A 20,534-nucleotide genomic window follows, 5' to 3' on the forward strand; every position below is an offset into this window, starting at 1 on the left:
CGGGCCACCGTTTCCCCAACGGGCGTATCAGGTTACGAAGATGCGGTACGGTGACGAAGTCATCACGCTCTGTGTGTTCACGCGCACATGGGGCAGCCCCCGGCGGTGCGCCAACACCAATCCGAGGGCCTACACCACCAGTGGAAGAGCCCACCGGAAATGCTGCGTCATGCTATCGCGCCCTCTGCGCGCTATACGAAGGCATCGAACGATGTCGTCCGCCACCCGCGTCTGAACAGCGACGCGAAGATCCTGCTCCTGTACGTACAGGGCCTCCCCGACCACACCACCTTCGAGCCCTTGGGCGAACTGGCCCGGAAGCTGGGCATCAAGGGCCGCGCGTACCAGAAGGCAAAGCGGCAACTGGTCGAGCACGGCTACGTACACGAGTGGCGCAGCCAGGCCGAAGGCGGCCGATGGATCACCGAGCAACTGGTCGCGAACACCGCCCTGTCGGGTGAGCAGGCGATCCAATTACGAGGAGCCTCACCGGCCCCCTCGCCCTTCGCCGTGCCACCGGGTGCGCACATTCCGACGGTCGGCGAACCGACTGCCCGGACGGCCGGTGGCTATGAACCGGTAGAAGACCACAGTGATAGAACCACTCCCCACCCACCCTCCAAGCCCTCCGAGCCCTCCGAGCCTTCCGAACCCTCCAGGCCCTCCGGGCTCTCCGAACCACCCGAACCGGACCGCTCGCCCCCACCCGCGGACCCCGCCCTCCTGGCCCGCGCCGAACGCGTCCTGCTCTCCCTGCGCCACTCCCGCCGCGAACTGCACCTGGGCGTACGCGAGGCCGCCGGCCTGGCCGTCGACGCGGTCAAGTGGCTGGAGCGCGGCCTGAGCGAGTCCGACCTGCGCCAGGCCCTGCTCGCCGAACGCCCCAGAGAAGGCGTGCGCTCGGCGGTCGGCTTCCTCCGCTACCGCCTCGCCCAGAAACTCCCCGAACCCCGCACGACCCCTCAGTCCTACGACCCCACACGCCCTCGCGAACTGGTCGAATGCCAGGGCCCAGGCGACCCGCACACCTTCCGCCCCGTGCTGGACGAGGCGGAATGCACCCCGTGCCGCCTGATCGCAGCGAACACGATGTACGCCGCACCGCCCACCCCGGAGCCCGACCACCTGCCGTGGCGAGAACGCTTCGCAAGGATCAACACAACACCGACGACGGCGCCACCGGCCGAGGCCTGACGGCTGTCACGCCTTCTCCAGGTAGTACGTGTTGCGGCTGTCGGGGTCACTGAAGAAGAAGTACAGGGCCAGCCCCTTCTTGCGGCGCTCCAGCTCCAGGGTCCAGGTGTACGAGCCCGGAGCGGGCGCCCTGGACTCACTGCCGCCACCCGCCTCGCCCGCCGCCGTGTCCGTCGGCTTGCGCCACGTCGACGATGTGCGCCGGGTCACGCGCAAGGACACGTGCTGACCGTCGCTCCAGCCCATGGGCCGGTCGGTCAGCTCCCACGTACCGGTGCCGGACATCCGCCACTGATCGTCGAAGTCGAATTCCTGCCCGTCGAGTTGCTTCACGACGGCGGAACCGTCCGCCCGCATGGCGACTTCCGTCCCATCGATGCACCGCCAGGTCCCGACGATCTCCGCATCCGAAACCCCGGTGACGGCAGGCGTATCCGCGTACTGCCCGGGCACACACCCGACCAGCGCCAGAACCAGCAACCCGGACCCCAGCCCGCCCAACACACCACGGCGACCGCTGCGCATACCTGCGCCCGCACCCATGCCGAACCCTGCGCTCATACCCGCCCCATCCATCTGCCGCCGTGCTCACGGGCGGACGGTGATCATCCTCATACGGGGCATGGTCTCTGCGACAGCGCGAAGTCGTCCGAGACGCGCGTGCTTCTTGTGCGTTGCTGCTCACTGATGGGCCAGGCTTGTACTCGGCGTGTGGGACGGCTACGGACCAGAGCAGGTCCCGCACCTTGATGCACTCGGCCACGGTGTCGCGGTCCTCGATGATCTCCGAGCCCAGGACTCTCCCCTCGGCGTCGAAGTGGCCGACTGCGAGCAGGCGGTCGTCGTACAGCCACCAGTCGTTGCCCGACACGGGGTACGTGACGCCTCCGGGCACCAGGTGCCGAGGAAGCCAGCGGATGTCCTCGCCGGCCTCGATGTTGAGATGGGTCAGCGAGTTCTCCCACTCGACGTATCGGGAGCGCGGTTCGCTGACCACCCGGACTCGGCGTACGGTCCTGCCCTCGCCGGTCACCCGCCGCATGAGTGTCATCCACGGGTCGAGCCACGCATAGTCATCGGCTTCGCCCCTCCGCCATCGCGCGTACGGGGAGTCTTCGATGGGCGAGCCGTAATGCGTCGCGTTCGAAGCTGTTGAACAGCTCGTCACGCTGGGCGCTGGTGATCAGATCCACTGTTCTACCTCAGCCTAGGAGTTCGGGCACGTTGTGTTGCCAAGTGAAATGCAGGGCGTTGTGCTGTATCAGCAACTCGCTGAAGAACATGCGGTGTTGATCGTGCATGTGGCGGAGATCGACCTGTCCGAAGTTGCCGTAGTAGTGGGCCGGGCAGCCATGGCGGAGCTGGAGTACGCGACGCGAGCCCGAGGTGTCTGCTCGACCGCGTCCACCTGGGCCGGTGCACGGCGACCGATGGCCAGGGCAGTGTCGACACTTGCCGATGTAGGCGCTGCGCCCGACCGGATGCCAGCCTACGGGGCGCGCAGAGAAGCGACGAACCGCTCCCACGTGTCGTGACACACGGATATATGGGGTTCACGGGGCCGCTTGGAGTCCCGTACGTCGACTGCCGATCCCAGGTCCGCGACCTCGACGCACTCGCCGCCCGTGCCGTTGCTGTAGCTGCTCTTCCGCCACCGAGCGGGGGAGGGGAATCGGTTCATCGGGAGTGCTCCTCAAGGATCTTGCGGATCAACGCGCTCGAACGCTCAGGGCCGAGGGCCAGAGCCCTGAGATGGTCGAACGCCTTGGTGTACAGGCTGACATCCGTGGCTCCTTCCAGATAGACCGAATCGGTCAGGCCTTCTCGGTAGACGACGTCCGGGTCCTCCTGCTCGGGGAATCCGAGAATCGTGAACGGGCCTGTCGCCGGGTAGGCGCCGGATTCATAGGGCAGAACCTGAACGGTGACGTTGCGCAACTCACAGAGCTCCCCGATGCGTTCGAGCTGCCCGACCATCACCGATCGGTTGCCGACGACGTGCCGTAGCGCGCTCTCGTGGATCACGGTCCAGAAGTCCGGGGGCGTCTCGGCGACGAGCAGTTGTTGCCTGCGCATGCGCACCTCGACCAGACGCCGGATCTCCTCGCGGGAGTGTTCGGCGGAAGCACGGCTCAGTTCCGTCGCGTACTCCGGCGTCTGGAGCAGCCCGGGAACGAACTCGCCCTGGTACCCGCGCAGTCCGGAAGCGGCCTGTTCCAGGCCCACGTACACGGAGAACCACGAGGGGATGGCGTCGCCGTGGGCGTGCCACCACCCCTTGGTCTTGGAGTCCTTCGCGAGCGACCGCAACAGGGCCCGCAGTTCGGCCGAGGTGTTGTAGAAGCGGCAGAGCGCATCAACGTCCGACGGTTGCACACGACCTTGGCCGGTCTCCAGGCGATTGACCTTGGAACCGCTCCAGTCGAGTTCCTCGCCGACCTGGTTGCAGGTCAGGCCACTCTCCTCACGGAGCTTCTTCAGCTCGATCGCCAGACGTCGACGGCGGGCCGTGGGTGAACCGGCCACTTCAACACCTCTTTCGATAGCGGGAGTTACATCCCATCGGAAACGACGACGAAGGCCAATCACCCCAAAGAGGGAATCTCTCCGTGCACATTGCATATCGGGATGAGATGTTGGCATTCTCTGAGTCTGACCAACTGTGAGTCACGACTCCTTGCGGAAAGTGAGGTGTGCGATGGCTCGGGCGCGGCGAAAGGCGTGTGCTCGTGGCGAACGGGATCGACGGTTGCATGACGCGGAAGCCCTGGGAGTTGCCCTTCCTGGCGGAGCCCGAAGAGGTCGCTGCTCTGAGACGCGTCGTTCGGCTGCACCTGCGGTTGTGGGGTCTGTCGGACGTGGCCGATGCCGCCGAAATCTGCGTGAGCGAGCTGGCGGCGAATGTGATCAGGCACGTCGGCGCGGGGACGCCGAGCACGCTCGTGGTCGAGATGAATGGGACACGTCTACGGCTGGGACTCCGAGACCCGGATACCCGAGAGCTCCCGAGGGGCATGTCAGTTGGCTTGGATGCGGAGACGGGACGCGGCCTGGCGCTGGTGGAAGCGGTTTCCGACCGATGGGGCGTCATCCTCGGGGCGGACTCGAAGCTCGTCTGGTGCGACCTGGCCACCCAACTCGCCTCACCTAACGGCCACGTCGACCAACCGTGGGTCACCAGGAGTGAGGCGTGTTTGACCCTCTACGGAGCGGGTGCGGCGACGATGGACCGCGCGCAGGGGAGAGCTGGATTTGCGGTCCAGCAGGAGACGGCGATCGCACTGATCGCTGATCTTTTGCACTGGCTCTGCGCGCACGGTTGCGACCCAGACGCGGCGCTCGACCGCGCCCAGATGCGCTTTGAATCAACCGTAACCGCAAGGTGAGTGACTGACAGTCACAAAACCGCTCATGGAACGCAATTGAGAGATTCTGAGTGCGAAGGGAGGGAGCCTTAGCTAGAGTGAACTCAGCAAGGGGCAACCTCTTGCGCGTTTTCTAGGGCCCAGCTCTAGGGAGAACAGAGGAGATTCACTCATGGCTAGGCGTGTCCACGTGCCCCCGGAGGCTGTGGGAAACCTGATTCGCCAGGCGTACGAGGCAGGTGGTCGCTACCAGTGGGCCCGTGAAGCGTGGCGGAATTCGGAAGAGAGCGGCGCTTCGGTCATCCACTTCGGAATCGAAGAGCAAGCGGCAGAGAGCCAGGGTGTGTTGCGCCGTACGATCATGGACGACGGTTCCGGGATGGCGCCTGATGACCTCCTGGTGTTCCTTTCGTCCTTTGGCGGCGGCGGGAAGCCGATTGGGGTCGATGGGAACTTTGGCCAAGGTTTCAAGTCGTCGGTGCTGCCATGGAACCCGTACGGCGTCGTGGTTATCAGCTACACCGAGACTGAGCCCGACGGCTACATGGTGTGGATTCGTCGTGAAGGTGACAGCTATACATTCCGCGAGTGGGATGTGTACGCGGAGGACGGTGAGAGCTACCTTGGCCGACAGGACGTGGTTCCCCCGTACGAGGACGAAGAGCACGGCTGTCACTGGGGTCGAATCAAACCTGATTGGATGACTCACGGGACCATCATGGTCCTTCTTGGGGCATCTGAGCGCAGTGATACCTGGATGGGCGACCCTGAGCCTGCGCGGAACGAAAGCGTGGACGGTCTCGTTCGATACTTGAACGGACGTTTGATGGACGTTCCTGTACGGGATAGCGGGAAACGAGTAGAGACCACGGTAGTTGATCTCTACCGAAAAGGGGAAACCGGCCGACGCGATACCAAGGACAAGACAGTTCGCTTGCCAGACGGCGGATCCGTGGTGTGGCGCCCTCGACGCGTCTACGGGATGCGGCATTACATCCCAGGTACTCCGTTGAGCGGAGAAGTGATTGTCGATGAACACGGGACCGTTGCTGAATGGTTCTACGTGGCGGAGCCTGATGCTCCTGTCAAGGGAACCAACGACTACATCGAGCAGCATCCGGTTGTCGTCGTCGACTACCAGGGCGAGGCCTACCACGCCGATCACAGCAAGAGTCGGTACCGGCAGTTTGGGATTACCGATGAGATCAAGGGCCGTACGTGGCTGATTCTCCGCCCCCCGGTCTTCAGTGACAACCGCCCGACGGAATGGGGTGTGTTGACTCAGGCATCGCGGCACATCCTCATGGCGAAGGGGGGCGCCGAGCTGCCGTGGGACGAGTGGGGGGACGCTTTCTTCGACAACTTCCCGGAGCAACTGAAGCAGGCCCTGGAAGAAGCGCGCGCACAGGGCAGTTCCAGATCAGAGAGCTCGATGGGGAAGAACCTCTCGCGAATTCTTGATCGTCTCAACTCTCGATTCAAGGCTTCCCGCATGGTGACCACTGCCGCGGGCAATATCCTTGGCGTTCCTGCTGGCTCGGTAGTTGCTGTGGCGGGAAAGCGGCCACAGCAGGGCGGAGGCGTTCGTGGCACCAGTTCCGGCAAGAGCGATTCGCCGTCCAAGAGGATCCTGCTGCCGGCTCGCAGCGGTACCACGCCGGGAACCACTGCACTCATGAGGGGTGGATACCCTGCCTTCGTGTGGGAGTCATTCGATCCCAAGGAGGCAAAATTCCTGGCCCGCTACGCCCAAAACGAGACGCAAGATGTCGACGGAGTTGAGCACCGCGGGGTCGTTCATCTCAATGCGACTCATCCGGTGTTTCAGCAGGAATTCAACTACTGGTCAGAGAACGTTTGGCCAAAGGCGACTGCGGAGAACGTCAGCAGATTGGTGCAGCGTGTCTACGGCGAGGAGGCTGTTGCACACGTCGTTCACGCACAAAGCCTGAACGGCACTCTGGTGGCCAGGACCGAGAATGGCGAAGCTGTAGCTATCGGCCGGGAGGATGTCAGTGAGCTGCTGACGCCGCAGGCCCTTTCTGCGGCCCTGCTGGGGCTCGTCAATGTGGAGCAGCGCATCCTCACCCAGGGTGGCGGGCTGTTCGGTAGTAGGTCCAACGCGCAGTAGCAGAATAACGAAAGGGTTCCGTCGCGCCGAGGTTGGGCGACGGAACCCTTTCGTTAGCGGTGCAAAGACAAGTGCTTGTAGATGTGCTCTGCCAGCACTTTCGAAAGGCCAACTGGGACTGCATTTCCGATCTGTCGCGCAATTTGGACCTTGGATCCGCACCACTGGAATTCTTCATGGAATCCCTGGATCAATGCGGCCTCGTAGTGCGTGATCGGGCGATTCTCGGTGGGGTGCAGGTAGCGTCCCTTTTCTGGCTTGAAGAACTCGGTTCGAATCGTAACTGATGGAGAATCAATGCGAAGTCTCCCCATCACGTCACCAGATCCCTTGTTGTGACCATCCCAACTGGGGGTGGACAAGGGGGTGCGCTTTCCTTCTATGACCACCCACTTTTCCCTCAGGTCATTCCTGTTCCCGCCCGGCCCGATGGCGCCGTATCTAGCTATGGAAAGAGGCGTGGGATTTCGGCCAATGTGCAGATCACGTGTCCGATAGGTTCCTGGGACTACCTCTCCTAGGATTTTCACTTCCCTGTCGGGCAACGATGTCGTTGAAATAGATGCAGTATTTTTGAAAATGCTTTCCACGCTGACCCAAGGTGCTCGCCCGAATGAGTCAAAGAGCTCGGGTTCCTTTTTTGGGTTCTTCTTTTCGTGGGTGGGTGTCGGGTGACTCAAGGGGGGCAGGCTCTTGTGTGTGGCAATCACAATAGCCCTTCTGCGTGCCTGGGGGACGCCGAAATCTGCGGAGTTAAGAATTCCTTCAGTAAGATTGTAATTGCGAAGCAGGCCCCGCTGATTGGATCGCTGAAGGGCTTTATATTCTGGGGAATTAAAGAAGCGATCAACGTTCTCGATTACGAAAATTTTCGGCTTTAGTGCGGCAACAACCTTCACGTATTCGCGCCACAGTTTGTTTCGTGGATCCAGGGGATTCTCTTTTCCTAGTCCAGAAAAACCCTGGCAGGGCGGGCCGCCCAAGATGACATCGACGCGATCCTTGTAGGGCGTTGGATCCCACTCCTTGATGTCTCCCGGGAAAACATCACCGTCGTTGGTGGTGCCTTCACCGAAATTGGCCGCATATGTTGAGGCTGCAGCTCTGTCGAACTCGACTGCAGCGATCGAACGGAAGGGGGAGCCGCCCCCAGGCGCGGGCTCGTACTCGTGGAATCCTTGCGTAAAGCCGCCGCAGCCGGCGAAGAGATCTACGACGTTGAACTCGGCTGTGGTACTGGCGGTCATGCCAGACAGAGTACAGACCTTGGCCGGATGGTGGCTGCCGGGTTTGGCTTGGATCGATGGCTCATCCGGCTGGTCTGGAGGGGCGTGCGTCATCACGTCGACTTGTCTGTGTGCGGGCCCAGCAAGGTGCTCATGATAGACGCTGCCACTGCGCGGGCCACGGGGGGCGGGAAGGCGTTGCCGATCTGCTTGTATCGGGCGGTTTTGCTACCTGTGAAGTGCCAGTCCGGGGGGAAGCCCTGGAGCATCGCGGCCTGTGCTGCCGTAAGCTTCGGGTAGCCTTTCCAGCCTCCTCGACCCACGCCGTGCCGCAAGCGGAACTCGGGGCCGGGGGGGGCGAGTTCGAGGGCGTCGCCGTTCACGGCCAGCCTCGACCACGCCTGCTTGGCGCGATCGGGTCCGAGGTCACCGCCACCATGCTTCGTCGATCCACCCACAAGGGTGGGAGCTATGCCATTGGCGAGGCGAGCCCATTCCGATGCGCCGGACCATCCATTCGAAGCCATGGATTCTTCGAGTGTCTCGCCTACGGTTGGAGGCAGTTCCCAAAGGCGGATGGGCCATTGGAATGTTTGAATAATGTCTTCACGCAGGGCAACTATTAACGCGCGCTTTCTCCGTTGGGGGACGCCGAAGTCCTGTGCGTCCAGGATCTGCATCTGCACCGCATAGCCCAATTCCGCGAGACGTTCAGTCAAGGCTTTCCGTGTGTAAGCAAATTTTGAACCCTTCGCCAGGGACGAGACGTTCTCAAGCATCACGGCTTTTGGGTGCAGAGCTTCAACTAGTCTGATGGCTTCAGGCAGCAGGTCCCTTGGGTCATCGGACCCCAGTTGATTGCCGGCCACTGAATACGGAGTGCAAGGAATTCCGCCTGCCAGAAGATCGGTATCGGTCGATGCGAGTTCTCGAACGGGATCGAATTCGCGAATGTCTTTTTCTATGACATTCCATTCCGGTCGATTGTGGCGAAGCGTTCTGCAGGCGTCGCTGTTGTACTCGACGAGGGCCAGGTGTTGGAAACCAGCCTGCTCCAGTCCGATCGCTTGCCCTCCGGCTCCAGCGCAAATTTCCACCGACGTCAGAGCGTTCCTGTCCGTCATGACGTTGCCTCCCCCACGTAGTCGACTTGCGGTCGAGGCTAGCGGGAGGGTCTGACAATCGTTCTGACCTGTGTGTTTGCTGTGCCATACGGATGGCGTGGCCTCTATGTCACGGATTTCCCCGGGGGTTGACGATGGCAGTAATGCGTGCGGCTACGTCCTGAGGCGCCTCGTGTTCCCAGAAGCGCAGCACCGTCCACCCCTCCCTGATCAGATGCTCGTTCGTCTCCCGGTCCCGTGCCATGTTCCGTTCGAGCTTCACGCGCCACCACTCAGCGTTGGACTTCGGTTGCGTAGCATGAACAGGGCATCCGTGCCAGAAGCACCCGTCGATCATCACCGCCACCTTCGCCCGGGTGAAAGCGATGTCGATGGTCCGCCGGGACATACCCGGCACCCGCTCATTGATCCGGTAGCGGTAGCCGGAGGCGTGCAGCAACTTCCGGACCGCGACCTCCGGTTTGGTGTCGCGGCTCGCCTGTCTGCTCATTCGGGCGGAGACGCTGGGGGAGGAAGGCTTCGCAGTACTCATCACTGCCAAGTCTCCTACGCGCCGTCGTCCGGCCGATCGATGATCGCGAAATCCTTCCTGCCCGAATCGATGGTTCGGAAGCGCACCAGGCTCGTCCCGTTGGCGGCCGACGACTTCGGGGCGACCAGGGAGAAGGCCATCACCATGTGCCGAGGGTCTATCGAGCCGTCGGCGGCCAGCCGCGGTTCGCTCTCGACCACGGGATAGAGCACCAGAGCGCCGCGACGCTCGCGCACCAAGGACTCAACGAGCGGGTCCCCCGAGTCCTCCGAGGCACCCGCCACCCGGAGAGCGACCCCCCGGTGCTTCGGCTCGCTGATCGCGCCGAAGAGATCGCCGCGGCGACGGACACGGTGTGCCAGGGACAGCGGGCGGGAACCGAGGATCGTCGCCTCCGTGCGACGGGCCGAGGTCTGCTGCGGGGTGATCACCAACCAGTCATCGATGCCCGAGCCCGACTCCCCGGCCGTGATCAGGGACTCCAGATGGGGCGAGAACAGAGAGGGAGCGGACCAACGCAGATCGCGCAGGACCTTCAGTAGCGCGGCGTGATCGATGGTGCCGATCAGGGCCTCGTAGCTGTCGTTGCGACCGTGCTCGATGGACGAGCACGTCAACGTGACGGGGATGGATCCCAGCGAATCCAGGACCGGGCGCCACACCTCCGCGTTGTGCCGAAGGTCCGCCCCGTCCGTCGGGTACGCGGTCGGCTCCACCCACTGGCCCGGTGAGCGGATCTCTACCAGCTCCGCGTTGAACATCTTGTTGCGGCCGCTCGGCTTGATCCACGGCAGGTGCTGGGAGACCAGAGGCGGGACCTGGGCGGGGGTCACCTGTGGTTTGCCGTCGACCAGTGCGGCGTAGCGCGAGAGCTGGGAGCGGAAGGTCTCCTCGTCGCGGCAGATCGCCTCGAAGGCCTCGTACAGATCGACCGTCTGCGTCTTGGTCAGGGGTTCCTCGCGGCCTATGTAGAGCCGGACCAGATCGCGGTAGCCGGGGCGGAAGCCGAACCAGCGGCCCATCTGCATCAGGGTGTCGGCCTGGCGGGTGGTGCGGCGGTAGTAGGTGACGGTGAGCCCCTTGACCGTGAAACCGCGGGAGAGCTTCGTGCCGCCGACCAGGATCTTCCAGACGTTCGGGGTCCGGTCGAAGTCCAGATCGATCTGGGAGAAATAGCGGTCCGTGTCGCCGTTGACGACCACGACCGGGTTGCCGCCCGAGTTGATGAGCTGGCGGGCGCGGGAGACGTACGGGCGCAGATCCGCGTAGGCGGACGGGGTAGGGAGGTCGGCGTCCGCGTGGTGGGCGAAGTCGTCGGCGAGCAGCTTCTCCAGGCGGGCGTGGCCCTCGTGGGAGGTGTAACCCGCCTGGTGCCACAGGGTGTTGATGCGCAGCGCCAGGTCCGCGTGGTCATCCATCTTCACCGACTCGTGCACCAGCATCGTGTGGTGGCGGAACGGGCCCTCGGGCACTCCGCGGTCGGCGCGGTACAGCTTCAGCGCACCCGTGAGAATGAACGCGTCCATGGCTTCCTGGAGGCGGTCGCCCGTGTCGTCGTAGATGCCGCGGACGTGGGTCTCCTCGGCCGTTCCTTCGCCGTCCAGGTCGTGGAAGTCCTGCACGCCCATGTAACCGACGGGGCGCGGCAGGGAGATGAGGAAGTCGCGCGGGAAGATGTCCTCGCCGTCGCTCGGGTCGATGAAGACGTTCGCGAACGGGGTGGCGGTGTAGCCGACGTACTGGGCGCGCGGGAGCAGGCCCAGGAGCTGGGAGATCAGACCGTTGATCGCGGTGCGCTGTGTCCGGCCCGACTCCCACTTCTTCGGGTCGGACGTGTTCACGGACGCCTGGTCGGACTCGTCGTCGATGATCAGGGTCGGGATTTCGCGGAGGATCGGGCCGATCTTCTTGAGGTCCTTCACCAGGTTCGTCAGGACGGATTTGTTCTTCTTGACGACCATGACACGGGCGGCCGCACGGTGCAGGTTGTCGGGGACGTACAGCGGCAGGTGCTTTTCGCGTTTCTCGATCTCCAGGGCCCCGATGCCCTGCCGGAGGCTGCGGTAGTCGTCGTCCCGGGTGGTGAGGCGCTCGATGTTGAACGGGCGGTGGCCGTGGGTGACGAACTTCGCCGGCCAGTCCTCGTCGTCCTGGTAGTCGATGCCGACCAGGGCGTCCGGGTCCGACGGGTCGGCGCCGCGCAGGATGTTCTCCTGGCCGATCAGCTCCATGTCCAGGCGGCGCTGGGTCTGGCCCCTCAGGAGGTTCAGGGTGCCGCCGAGGACGATGACCAGGCGGTAGCCCGCGTCCATGGCCTTCGCCGCGACCCCGGTGAAGTTGGCCGTCTTGCCGGACTGGACGTAGCCCACGACCAGGCCCCGGGCACCGTACGCCTCGGTGCGGGTGGGATCGGAGAGGCGTTCCACCACGGCGTGGCTGGCCTCGTCGAGGCCGGCGACCGCGGCGTCCGACCAGCCCTTGCGGCGCAGGAGCTGCTCGTAGGAGTTCCAGTAGAAGGATCGGGCGGCCGCGGAGTCACGGGAGTACCAGGAGGCGAACTCCTTGCTGATGACGGTGGGACCGGGCTCCTTGAAGACCGGGACCGCCTCGTCGAGTGCCTTGCGCAGATCGGCGCCGAAGCCGAGACGGTTGTACGTGTCGGTGCGGCGGGCGTCCGTGCGCGGCGGGGCGGTGGACCAGTCGGCCTGCTCCGCCAGGTCCCAGGTGGTCAGGGTGCGGTGCCAGAGCGCGCTGAGCTCGTCGCCCGGGCCGGCGGCGGCGATCCGGTCCCGGAAGTGGCTCAGCTCCGTGTCGGCGGGTTCGTCGGCCTCGGAGAGGACGAAGACCAGTTTGGTGAAGTGCTTGGGACCGCGCCGCATCGCGGCCAGGACATCGCCGTGCAGATTGAACAGGTTGTCGGTCATGGCGGTAACGGCTTCCTCGGGAGGGGGCGAAGGACGACGAATCGGTGGTCAGCGCGCGAGTTCGCAGCGCGCGGCCGTCACCAGGACGCTGTTCCACAGCGCGACGTTGTCGGTGTGGACGGCCCGGACCCGCTCCTTCTGGAAGATCTCGTTGACCACGAGGTAGAGCATGCTCTTCACCACCGGCGCGTCGTTCAGGCCGCCGCGGCGGTCGCCGTTGAAGACCTGCCGGTACTCCTTGTTGAGCTTCACCTCCCGCTTCTCCCGGTCGAGTTCGAAGAAGACGTCCGACGGAAGCGTGTCCCAGCGGAAGGTGATCGGATCCTCGCCGTCGAGCTCCGGCAGCTCGTCGCGCAGTGTGCGCCTGAGTTTCGGATCGATGCCCTTGCCGGCCGGGAGCACGGCCTTGCGCTGCGGTTCGGTGGCACGCCTGGCGGCTTCCCGGTACGTGGTCTCCGCCTCCTGGAGGTACGCACCGAAGGTGTGTCCGGCCCCGTCCGTGGCCTGTTCCAGGCCTCGGGCGAACGCGGGGGTGACGGCCACGCCGTCCTTCTTCACCGTGAGGCTGAAGACGTCGTTCGGCTCGTTCGGCAGGTCGACGGCGATCCGGGCGAGGGCGAGGTGGCCCTCCGCGCTGCGGGTGCTGTTCCAGCCGCCTGCCTGGACGAGGCGGTCGTTGCGGTAGATGTAGAAACCCTGGCGCTCGGCGAGCGGCCCGATGCCGCGGAAGCTGACCAGGGGCGACTTCGGCGGCCAGATGTGGGCGGTCAGCGCCACCTCGCCGACGCCTTCGATCGGCGCGGTGTACGTACGGGGATAGCCGGACCGGCCGGGTACGCGGTAGCCGAAGGGGTCGATCGGCTCGACGCCGCGGTGGTCCAGCTCCTCTTTGGTCCGAACGTCCTCGACGACGATGTCGATGTTGAAGTCGTCGCCGACGAGGAAGCGGTGCAGATGAAGCCCGAGATGGGTCTCCAGCTTCTCGATCGCGTCGTTGAGGAAACGGTCGGCCTGACCGGTGGTGACGGTGTCGAAGGCGCGGACCCGGTCCCAGCGGACGATCGTTCCGTGCCACTCGATCAGTCCGTCGTAGCGGTCGACGAGATCCTGGCAGTAGCCCGGGTCGACGATGTCGCACGTGAAGTCGGCCTGGGCACGCGCGGTCAGCCAGCGACGGCCGGTCGACGGGCTGCGCTTGGTACGGCTGATGACGGTGAGCGATTCGGCGTGGGAGAGGGATGCGGCCTTGAGCCCCGCACCGAAGTGACCGAGTGCCGTGTCGGAGTACCCCTCGCGGCCGCCGACGGTCATGGCCGTGTCCAGGGACTCGTCGTTCATGCCGCATCCGTCGTCGATGACCAGCAGACTGACGAGACGGTCCTCGTCCCGGAGGAAGCTCACGACGACATTGTGGGCGCCCGCGTCGATGGAGTTGTCGACGAGGTCCGCGATGGCCGCCTCGAAGCCGTAGCCCTGGTGTGTCAGTGATTCGACATAGCGGGCCGCCGGCGGGAGCCGCTTGCTGCCGGAGGTCGGGATCTCGAACTGCCAGACGGAGGACGGCTGATAGGGCGACATACGAACTTCCTCGCGCACACAGAGCTGAGCCCTGCGTGCGGACGTGCGGCTCTGAGATGGGTAGTTGGAATGTGATGATATTGCAAAGGTGCGGCAGGGGGGATCCTGTTGACGAATCCCCTGCCGGGGAGTCGGAGAGGTCGCTGCTCGAATCAGTCCAGGAATCCGCGCTGGTTGAGGCAACCGAGCAGCAGGATCGGCGGTGCGATCCAGGCCGGCGCGAGGGCGGCGGCGGTCCGCAGTACCCGTGGAGCCGTCCCCGGCAGTGGCTGCCGGGGACGGCTCGGGGAGTGGAAGGGGTGCTACCCGGGGCGGTTCGCCGCGGTCAGGTGTCAGGTGTCAGGGGGCCAGGCGGTAGGCGTGCAGGATGGTTTGTTCCACGGTGCCGCCGTCGGTGTTGTGTGCCGTGGCCTTCAGAGAGACGAAGGGGCCGGAGCCTGCGGGTGGGGTGATGGTGACGCGGTGGCTCGCGGTGCCGTCCGAGGTGACCGGGGCGTCCTGCCAGGTCGCGCCGTCGTCGAAGGAGACCTGCACGGTGAGGCTCTTGGTCCCGGATGCCGCGGCGCCGGACTGCCGTTCCACCCGCGCGGTCAGCGTGTGCTTGGTGCGGGCGGTCTGGTTGGTGGTGTCGACGGGGGCGATGAAGCGTATGACATCCAGCGGCAGTGCGTCGGTGCGCACCGCGCCGTCGGGGCCGGGTGCGACCGCTGCGGAGCGGAAGGTCCATGCCGTCTCCACAGTCGTCGACAGCGACGCCCACGGCTCCTCGCGGGTGGCCCGCGCGGTCAGGCGGTAGGTGGCCGCGTCCTCGGGGACGGCGAAGGTGGCCCTGGGGGAGTCGCTGGAGCCGAGCTTCTGCCCGTCCTTCGCCAGGGTGATGTGCACGGTGTCCTGCAGCCAGTCGGGCATCGGGCCGCCGTAGTGCCTGGGGGCCGCGTCGCTGAACAGCTGCGGTTCCGCGCTGATGGTGCCGTCACTGGTGCGGCCGATCGACGGCGCGTCGTTCTTGACGGGCGCCAGGCCCGGGCCGATGACGGCGGCGTTCCATCGGTCGACGCAGGTGCTGCCGGCCTTGCACGAGACGATGCCGGTCTGGGTGACGGGCAGCGGCAGGTACTCGCCGCCCTCGCCGACCTGCTGGCTGAAGTATGTCTCACGATGCTGGCCGCGCACGGTGAGGTACTCGGTGCGTGCCGCGGGCAGTGCGAAGTCCGGTTCGACGATGCTCATCCCGCCCAGACCGGACTCGGTGGGCCAGCTGGACGTGCTTCCGGCGGTACCGGGCTGCTGCGCGTAGTAGTCGTTCCTGACGGCGGCCAGGTCCTCGCGGGCGAGGCGGAAGGCCGGGTCGGGGAGGGAACCGGTGGTGAGCAGCAGCAGGTCGTAGTGGTCGGGCAGGCGTCCCTTCGGTGCCCGCGCGCCGTTCTGGATGCTGCGGACGTAGAAGCCGAGCGTGCCGTCGGACACCTGCTCCCCGGGTACGACGTAGAGCCGTCCGGGCCTGCCGAGCAGGGCGCCCTGGTCCGTGCACGTCTTGTCCTCGGCCCGGCGGTAGCAGTAGCCGGCCGACAGCGAGTAGGGCTTCGCCCCGGGGTCCGGGACGGCGACGGTGATCGGCTTGCCCTGCCGGGCGTCCACCGTGCGTTCACGGTCCTGGCGGACGTCCAGTTCGGGCTGGAGGAACATGGTCGACGTGGGTGCGGCGGTGTCGGTTCCGGGGGTGACCAGGGTGCCGCCCAGGTTGTAGCGGCCCTCCGGCACGCGTGCGGTGGCCGTGCCGTCGCTGAAGGTGAGGCTGAACGTCCGGCCGTCGGCGAGGTTCGTCAACTGTACGGAGGAGAAGCCCTGTTCGCGTGAGCCCGGGCCGAGGGGCGCGCCGTTGCGGTCGACGGCCTTGACCGTGACCTTGTGGTGTACGGCCTCCTTGGTGACCGCGAAGGCCGGGCCGGTCACCACGGTGCCGTCCTCGGCGGTCGCGGTCAGGCGTCCGCTGAAGGAGGTGCCGGCCGCCGCGGCGGCCGGGTCGATGGTGACCGTGGCCCGGGCCGTGCCCCCGGCGGGGACGGTCAGACCGGTCGGCTCCACGGTGAGCAGCCCCTTCGGTCCGGGCTCGCCGGCCCGGCCGGTGGTGGCGGCGGCCAGGGTGAGGGAGACCTTCGCCGTGCCGGTGTTGTGGTACGTGACGGTGCGGGTGACCGGCTCGGTGGCCTTCGGGTCGGTGAAGTACACGCCGGTGTCCTCGGCGGTGGCGTACACGCTCTGGGCGGTGGCCCGCGCCACGTCCAGGCGTCCGGCGCCCTGCTCGTACGCCCCCTGCCCGGCGATCGGCTTCGTCGAGGAGGTCAGTGCGGCCTTGAGCTGCGGTCCCTTCCAGTCCGGATGGGCCTGGGCGAGCAGTGCGGCGGCGCCGGCGACGTGCGGCGCGGCCATCGAGGTGCCCGACAGGGCGGTGTAGCGGTCGTTGACCGGGTTGCCGCCGCCGGTGCCGGCTGCGCGGGCCGCGACGATGCCGATGCCCGGCGCCGTCAGGTCGGGCTTCACCGCGTGATCGCCCAGGCGCGGCCCCTGGCTCGACAGGTCGGCGAGCGCGTCGTTGCGTTCGACGGCGCCCACGGTCAGTGCGGCATCGGCCGTACCGGGCGTGCTGACCGTACCGGGGCGTCCGCGGTTGCCGGCCGCCGCGACGAACAACGTGCCGTGGCTCGCGGAGAGGTTGTCGACGGCCTGCGAGAGAGGATCGGTTCCGTCGGTGACGGCGCCGGACAGGCTGATGTTGACGATGGGCGCCCGCGCCGCGGCCCACTCCATGCCCTGGAGGACCCACGACTCCTGCCCGCCGCCGTTGTCGTCCAGCACTTTGCCGACCAGCAGTTCGGCGTCGGGGGCCATGCCCCGGTAGCGGCCGTCGGATGCGGTGCCGTCCCCGGCGATGGTGGAGGCCACGTGCGTGCCGTGACCGTCGCCGTCGGTGGCGCCGCTGCCGACGGCGTCGTTGCCCTGCGTGAAGTCCGCCGACTCGCCGACCGAGCCGGAGAAGTCGGGGTGCGTGGAGTCGATGCCGGTGTCCAGCACCGCGACCTTCACACCCTTTCCGGTCCAGCCGGACTTCCAAGCCTGCGGCGCACCGACCTGGGCCGTGCTGCGGTCCAGGCTGGCGCCGACCCTGCCGTCGAGCCACACCTTGGCCACGCCCGGGGCGAGGGCGGCCGCCGACTTCCGCTGCGACGCGGCGGGGCCCCACTGTTTCCAGACCTGGGACACCCGCTTCTTGTCGGCCCGCAACGCGGCGCCGTGCACGCTCGCCAGGGCGCGCACGACCGTCGCCCCGGCCGACACTTGCGGAGCGGCTCTCTCGCCAGCCTCCTTGTCGTAGGTGACGATCAGCGGCAACTGCGGGCTGTGGGCGTCGTCGTACCCCTGGGCCACGAGCCCCGTGATGTCGAACAGACGCGGATCCAGGTGCCCGGCGCGCAGCGGCGCCACCGCGTCCTGCGGCACCAGCGACACCGAATCGCCTGTGCCCTGCTGGGTGAACGCGATGTCCTCGCGCCCGGGGCCGGGTCGTACCGCGACCACGGACACCGTGCCGTCGGCGCCGACCCGGGCGGTGACCTTGTCACCCGTGACGAGCGTCACGTTCACCACGGACCCCGCCCCGGCCGCCGTGGCCGCGCGCGGCGGGGCCGCCCCGGCCGGCGGTGCGGCCGCCGTGCCGATCAGCAGTGCGCCCAGTACGACGGCGGCCGGCGGGCCTGCCGTACGTATGCCTCGCATACGTGTCCTCTCGATCGCGCGGCACCGCGGGAGCGTCCGCCCGCATCACACGGGCGGGCGCTCCGGACGCGGGCGCCGCTTGCTCCCATGTCTCGACAGGAACGACGGAGCGGACGGGGCGCGGGGAGGTCACGGGACGTCAGAAAAAATTATTCGGAGAGATCTCACGACCCGTGACATCCCCGCACCCGGCCCACTCCGTCGAAGGGGGCAGAGACGAACGGAGGCACGCATTGCGTACCGGTGACCTGGAGGAATTCCGCGGCTTCGCCCAGGAGCGGCTGGTGCACCTGCGCCGCGCCGCCTATCTGATGTGCGGTGACTGGCACCACGCCGAGGACATCACGCAGACGGCACTGGCGAAGCTGTATTCCGTGTGGGGGCGGCGGCGCCAGATACGGAACATGGAGGCGTACGCCCACCGGGTACTGACCCGGGCCTGCGTCGACCACATGCGGCGGCGCTGGCGTCGCGAACAGCCCTCATGCGTACTGCCCGACCGCGCCGAGCCCTGCGCGGACCCGGCACTGGGACTCCAGGTGCGCGCCGCGCTGGCCGTCCTGCCGCCACGGCAGCGGGCGGTCGTGGTGCTGCGCTACTGGGCCGATCTGGACATCGCCGCGACCGCCGCGGCCATGGGCTGCTCCACCGGCACGGTGAAGAGCCACACCGCACGGGCACTGGCCCGCCTGCGCTCCCTCCTGGGGGACGACGCGGACTCCGACACGTTCGGGGCGTTCGCCCCTCCGGCAGATTCCACCCGAGAGAAGGTCGTACTGCGATGAACAACCACGAGGTCAAGGCCCTTCTGGAGGCCGGGCTCCATGACGAGCCGCCCCTGCGGACCAGCGTCGACACCGCGGTCGCGGCCGGGCGACGCAGCCGTGTCCGCCGCCGCGGAGCACTTGCCGGAGTGGGCCTGACCGCGGGGGCGGCGGTGGCCGCCCTGGCACTGGTCACGCCCGGCGCCGACCCGGGCACGACCCCGTCGGCCGCGGCCGACCCGCTCGTCGGCCCGCTGGTGCCCGCCGCGGCCGACAGCGCGGCGCCAAAGACCCTGCGGCCCGACTCCTTCGGGCCGGGCACCGAGCACACGACCCGGTGGAGCAGCAAGCAGCTCGCCGGCACCCTGGTCGGGCTGCTCCCGCCGGGTGAGGCGACCGTCCGGGAGGGAGACTTCCCCGGCCGGACCTACCGCGTGCAGTGGGACAGCGGCACCGGCCCGGTGGAGTTCGTCGGCGGAGCGGAATACACGGCCAAGGCCCCGAAGGTGCCGCTCTGCGCGAGCATCACGATGCCGAAGGTCGCACCCCGGCCGGGCGCACCGGCTCCGCGCGACACCGCCCCGACGAGCGACTGCCAGGTGGTCGAACTCCCCGACGGCGCACGGGCGGAGGCCGTGACGCTGCGGCTCCCCCGGGACGGACAGCCGTCCTCGTACGTCCGGGTGCTGCGCAAGGACGGCCGAACGGTGACCCTTCAGCAGTGGGCCGGCCGGCCGGACGCGAAGGCGACGCGCGACGCGCGGTCACAGCCGCAGCTGGACACCACCGCGATGCTGAAGATCGCGAACGACCCCGCCTGGAAGTTCTGACCCGTGGCACGGCCCGAGGTCCGGCCCGCGGACCTCGGCGCCCCGACAGGCTCTCAGGCCTCGGCCGCCGTACTCCGCACGTAACCGATCCCTGGGCGCCCGTCCAGCAGGAGTTCTCCGGTGGGGACGAAGCCGGTACGGGTCAGGACCGCTTGCGAGGCCGGGTTGTCGAGTGTGGTGGATGCCCGCAGTGTGGTCAGGCCGTACTCCTCGACGGCCAGGGCACACAACCGGTGGACGGTGGCCGTGGCCAGGCCCCGGCCGGTGGCCTTCTTGGCGACGCGGTAGCCGAGTTCGGCGGAGCCGTCCGCCACATCGACGAGGTTGAAGCGGCCCAGGATCTCGCCTTCGGGGTCGACCAGGACGTGGAAGTGGCAGAGTCCGGAGGCCTGTTCGGCGAGGAGGGCGGTGAGGCGGGCGTCGAATTCGGTGAAGTAGGCGTCGCCCCGGTCCGGAATGGAAGCGGCGAAGTACGTGCGGTTCTCCTGCTCGAATGCGAACAGGGCGGGCGCGTGGTCGGGGCGGAGGCGCTGGAGCTCGGGCATGGCAGAACCATACGGATTTCGGGTCGTTCGGTGGATTTCATTTGTTCGTGCGGCTCCGGGGTCGGTGGCCGCGTGGATTGTCGGAGTGGACGTTCGGCCGCCCGCTCATCCGTGCACCGGCCGCTGCCCGATCAGGCAATGTCCTGGTGCTGTACGTGCCGCCGGGCGCTGCCCCCGACCGCGGTGCGCCTGTCCTGCGTACCGCGCGGGCACTGAGCACACCCTGGGACGGGGACAGGGGACATGTGCGGCCGGGAGGGCGGATGAAGGCGGTTCCGGAGAAGGATCCCTCTTCTGCCCGCCCCTCTCCCGCTCATCCTTCCGCTCATCCCGACGTCTCCCGTACGACGACGGCACCGGAGCGCCCACGGGGCGACCGGCCTGCCCCTGACCGCCGGAGTCTGCAACGTCTTCAGCGCGCGGCGGGGAACGCGGCCGTCTCCCGCCTGGTCGCGCAGCGGTACACGGCCCCGGTGAAGCCGTCCCCCGCCCAGGCCCCTGGCTTCCGCAAGGTGAAGGCGGATGTGGCGGCGAAGAAGGTCCGCCT

General features: G+C 66.9%; 15 protein-coding genes and 1 pseudogene. 5 read left to right on the forward strand and 11 right to left on the reverse strand.

Features of this window, described 5'->3' with window-relative positions; all coding sequences use genetic code 11:
• Positions 1-159 precede the first annotated feature (159 nt).
• On the forward strand, positions 160-1,194 hold the full coding sequence (locus IE107_RS15430) for a helix-turn-helix domain-containing protein (RefSeq protein WP_189544313.1): 1,035 nt from the start codon (positions 160-162) through the stop codon (positions 1,192-1,194).
• A gap of 6 nt (positions 1,195-1,200) precedes the next feature.
• Here the strand turns inward: IE107_RS15430 and IE107_RS15435 are convergent, their stop codons facing one another.
• From IE107_RS15435 to IE107_RS15450, 4 genes and pseudogenes are all read right to left on the reverse strand, one after another.
• A complete protein-coding gene (locus tag IE107_RS15435; RefSeq protein WP_189544350.1) occupies positions 1,201-1,755 on the reverse strand; it encodes a hypothetical protein in 555 nt (184 codons plus the stop codon).
• 196 nt (positions 1,756-1,951) lie between these two features.
• A pseudogene (locus IE107_RS36115) lies at positions 1,952-2,314 on the reverse strand (DUF6879 family protein); the annotation flags it as partial.
• Positions 2,315-2,683: 369 nt separating this feature from the next.
• Positions 2,684-2,875, reverse strand: a complete 192-nt coding sequence (locus tag IE107_RS15445; RefSeq protein WP_189544314.1) for a DUF397 domain-containing protein — start codon at positions 2,873-2,875, stop codon at positions 2,684-2,686.
• Positions 2,872-3,720, reverse strand: a complete 849-nt coding sequence (locus IE107_RS15450) for a helix-turn-helix domain-containing protein (RefSeq protein ID WP_229866937.1) — start codon at positions 3,718-3,720, stop codon at positions 2,872-2,874. Before IE107_RS15450 ends, IE107_RS15445 begins: the two co-directional genes overlap by 4 nt.
• A 203-nt stretch (positions 3,721-3,923) precedes the next feature.
• Between IE107_RS15450 and IE107_RS15455 the strand changes: the two genes are divergently transcribed.
• Together IE107_RS15455 and IE107_RS15460 are read left to right on the forward strand one after the other, a co-directional pair.
• Entirely contained in the window at positions 3,924-4,580 is a 657-nt protein-coding gene (locus tag IE107_RS15455; RefSeq protein ID WP_308434227.1) for an ATP-binding protein, read from the forward strand.
• 151 nt (positions 4,581-4,731) lie between these two features.
• On the forward strand, positions 4,732-6,690 hold the full coding sequence (locus IE107_RS15460) for an ATP-binding protein (protein WP_189544315.1): 1,959 nt from the start codon (positions 4,732-4,734) through the stop codon (positions 6,688-6,690).
• A 53-nt stretch (positions 6,691-6,743) separates the two neighbouring features.
• On the opposite strand, the gene IE107_RS15465 is transcribed toward IE107_RS15460, so the two are convergent.
• From IE107_RS15465 to IE107_RS15490, 6 genes are all read right to left on the reverse strand, one after another.
• Entirely contained in the window at positions 6,744-7,937 is a 1,194-nt protein-coding gene (locus IE107_RS15465) for a DNA cytosine methyltransferase (RefSeq protein ID WP_189544316.1), read from the reverse strand.
• Between the two features lie 92 nt (positions 7,938-8,029).
• A complete protein-coding gene (locus tag IE107_RS15470; RefSeq protein WP_189544317.1) occupies positions 8,030-9,040 on the reverse strand; it encodes a DNA cytosine methyltransferase in 1,011 nt (336 codons plus the stop codon).
• 109 nt (positions 9,041-9,149) lie between these two features.
• Positions 9,150-9,572: a very short patch repair endonuclease gene (locus tag IE107_RS15475; protein ID WP_189544318.1), complete on the reverse strand. Its 423-nt coding sequence runs from the start codon at positions 9,570-9,572 to the stop codon at positions 9,150-9,152.
• A 14-nt stretch (positions 9,573-9,586) separates the two neighbouring features.
• Positions 9,587-12,496, reverse strand: coding sequence for a Z1 domain-containing protein (locus tag IE107_RS15480; protein ID WP_189544319.1), 2,910 nt, complete (start codon positions 12,494-12,496; stop codon positions 9,587-9,589).
• A 48-nt stretch (positions 12,497-12,544) separates the two neighbouring features.
• Positions 12,545-14,074 carry an ATP-binding protein gene (locus tag IE107_RS15485; protein ID WP_189544320.1) on the reverse strand — a complete coding sequence of 510 codons (1,530 nt, stop codon included), beginning with the start codon at positions 14,072-14,074 and terminating at the stop codon, positions 12,545-12,547.
• A 339-nt stretch (positions 14,075-14,413) separates the two neighbouring features.
• A complete protein-coding gene (locus tag IE107_RS15490) occupies positions 14,414-17,848 on the reverse strand; it encodes a S8 family serine peptidase (protein WP_189544321.1) in 3,435 nt (1,144 codons plus the stop codon).
• A gap of 233 nt (positions 17,849-18,081) precedes the next feature.
• Between IE107_RS15490 and IE107_RS15495 the strand changes: the two genes are divergently transcribed.
• Together IE107_RS15495 and IE107_RS15500 are read left to right on the forward strand one after the other, a co-directional pair.
• Complete coding sequence (locus tag IE107_RS15495; protein WP_189544322.1) at positions 18,082-18,633, forward strand: SigE family RNA polymerase sigma factor; 552 nt, start codon at positions 18,082-18,084, stop codon at positions 18,631-18,633.
• A complete protein-coding gene (locus tag IE107_RS15500) occupies positions 18,630-19,442 on the forward strand; it encodes a hypothetical protein (RefSeq protein WP_189544323.1) in 813 nt (270 codons plus the stop codon). Before IE107_RS15495 ends, IE107_RS15500 begins: the two co-directional genes overlap by 4 nt.
• A 53-nt stretch (positions 19,443-19,495) precedes the next feature.
• Here the strand turns inward: IE107_RS15500 and IE107_RS15505 are convergent, their stop codons facing one another.
• The gene (locus IE107_RS15505; protein ID WP_189544324.1) at positions 19,496-19,987 is read right to left on the reverse strand and encodes a GNAT family N-acetyltransferase; all 492 of its coding nucleotides are present in this window, start codon (positions 19,985-19,987) and stop codon (positions 19,496-19,498) included.
• Positions 19,988-20,534: the final 547 nt, after the last annotated feature.

The sequence above is a fragment of the Streptomyces gelaticus genome, from assembly GCF_014649535.1.
Lineage (GTDB): Bacteria > Actinomycetota > Actinomycetes > Streptomycetales > Streptomycetaceae > Streptomyces > Streptomyces gelaticus.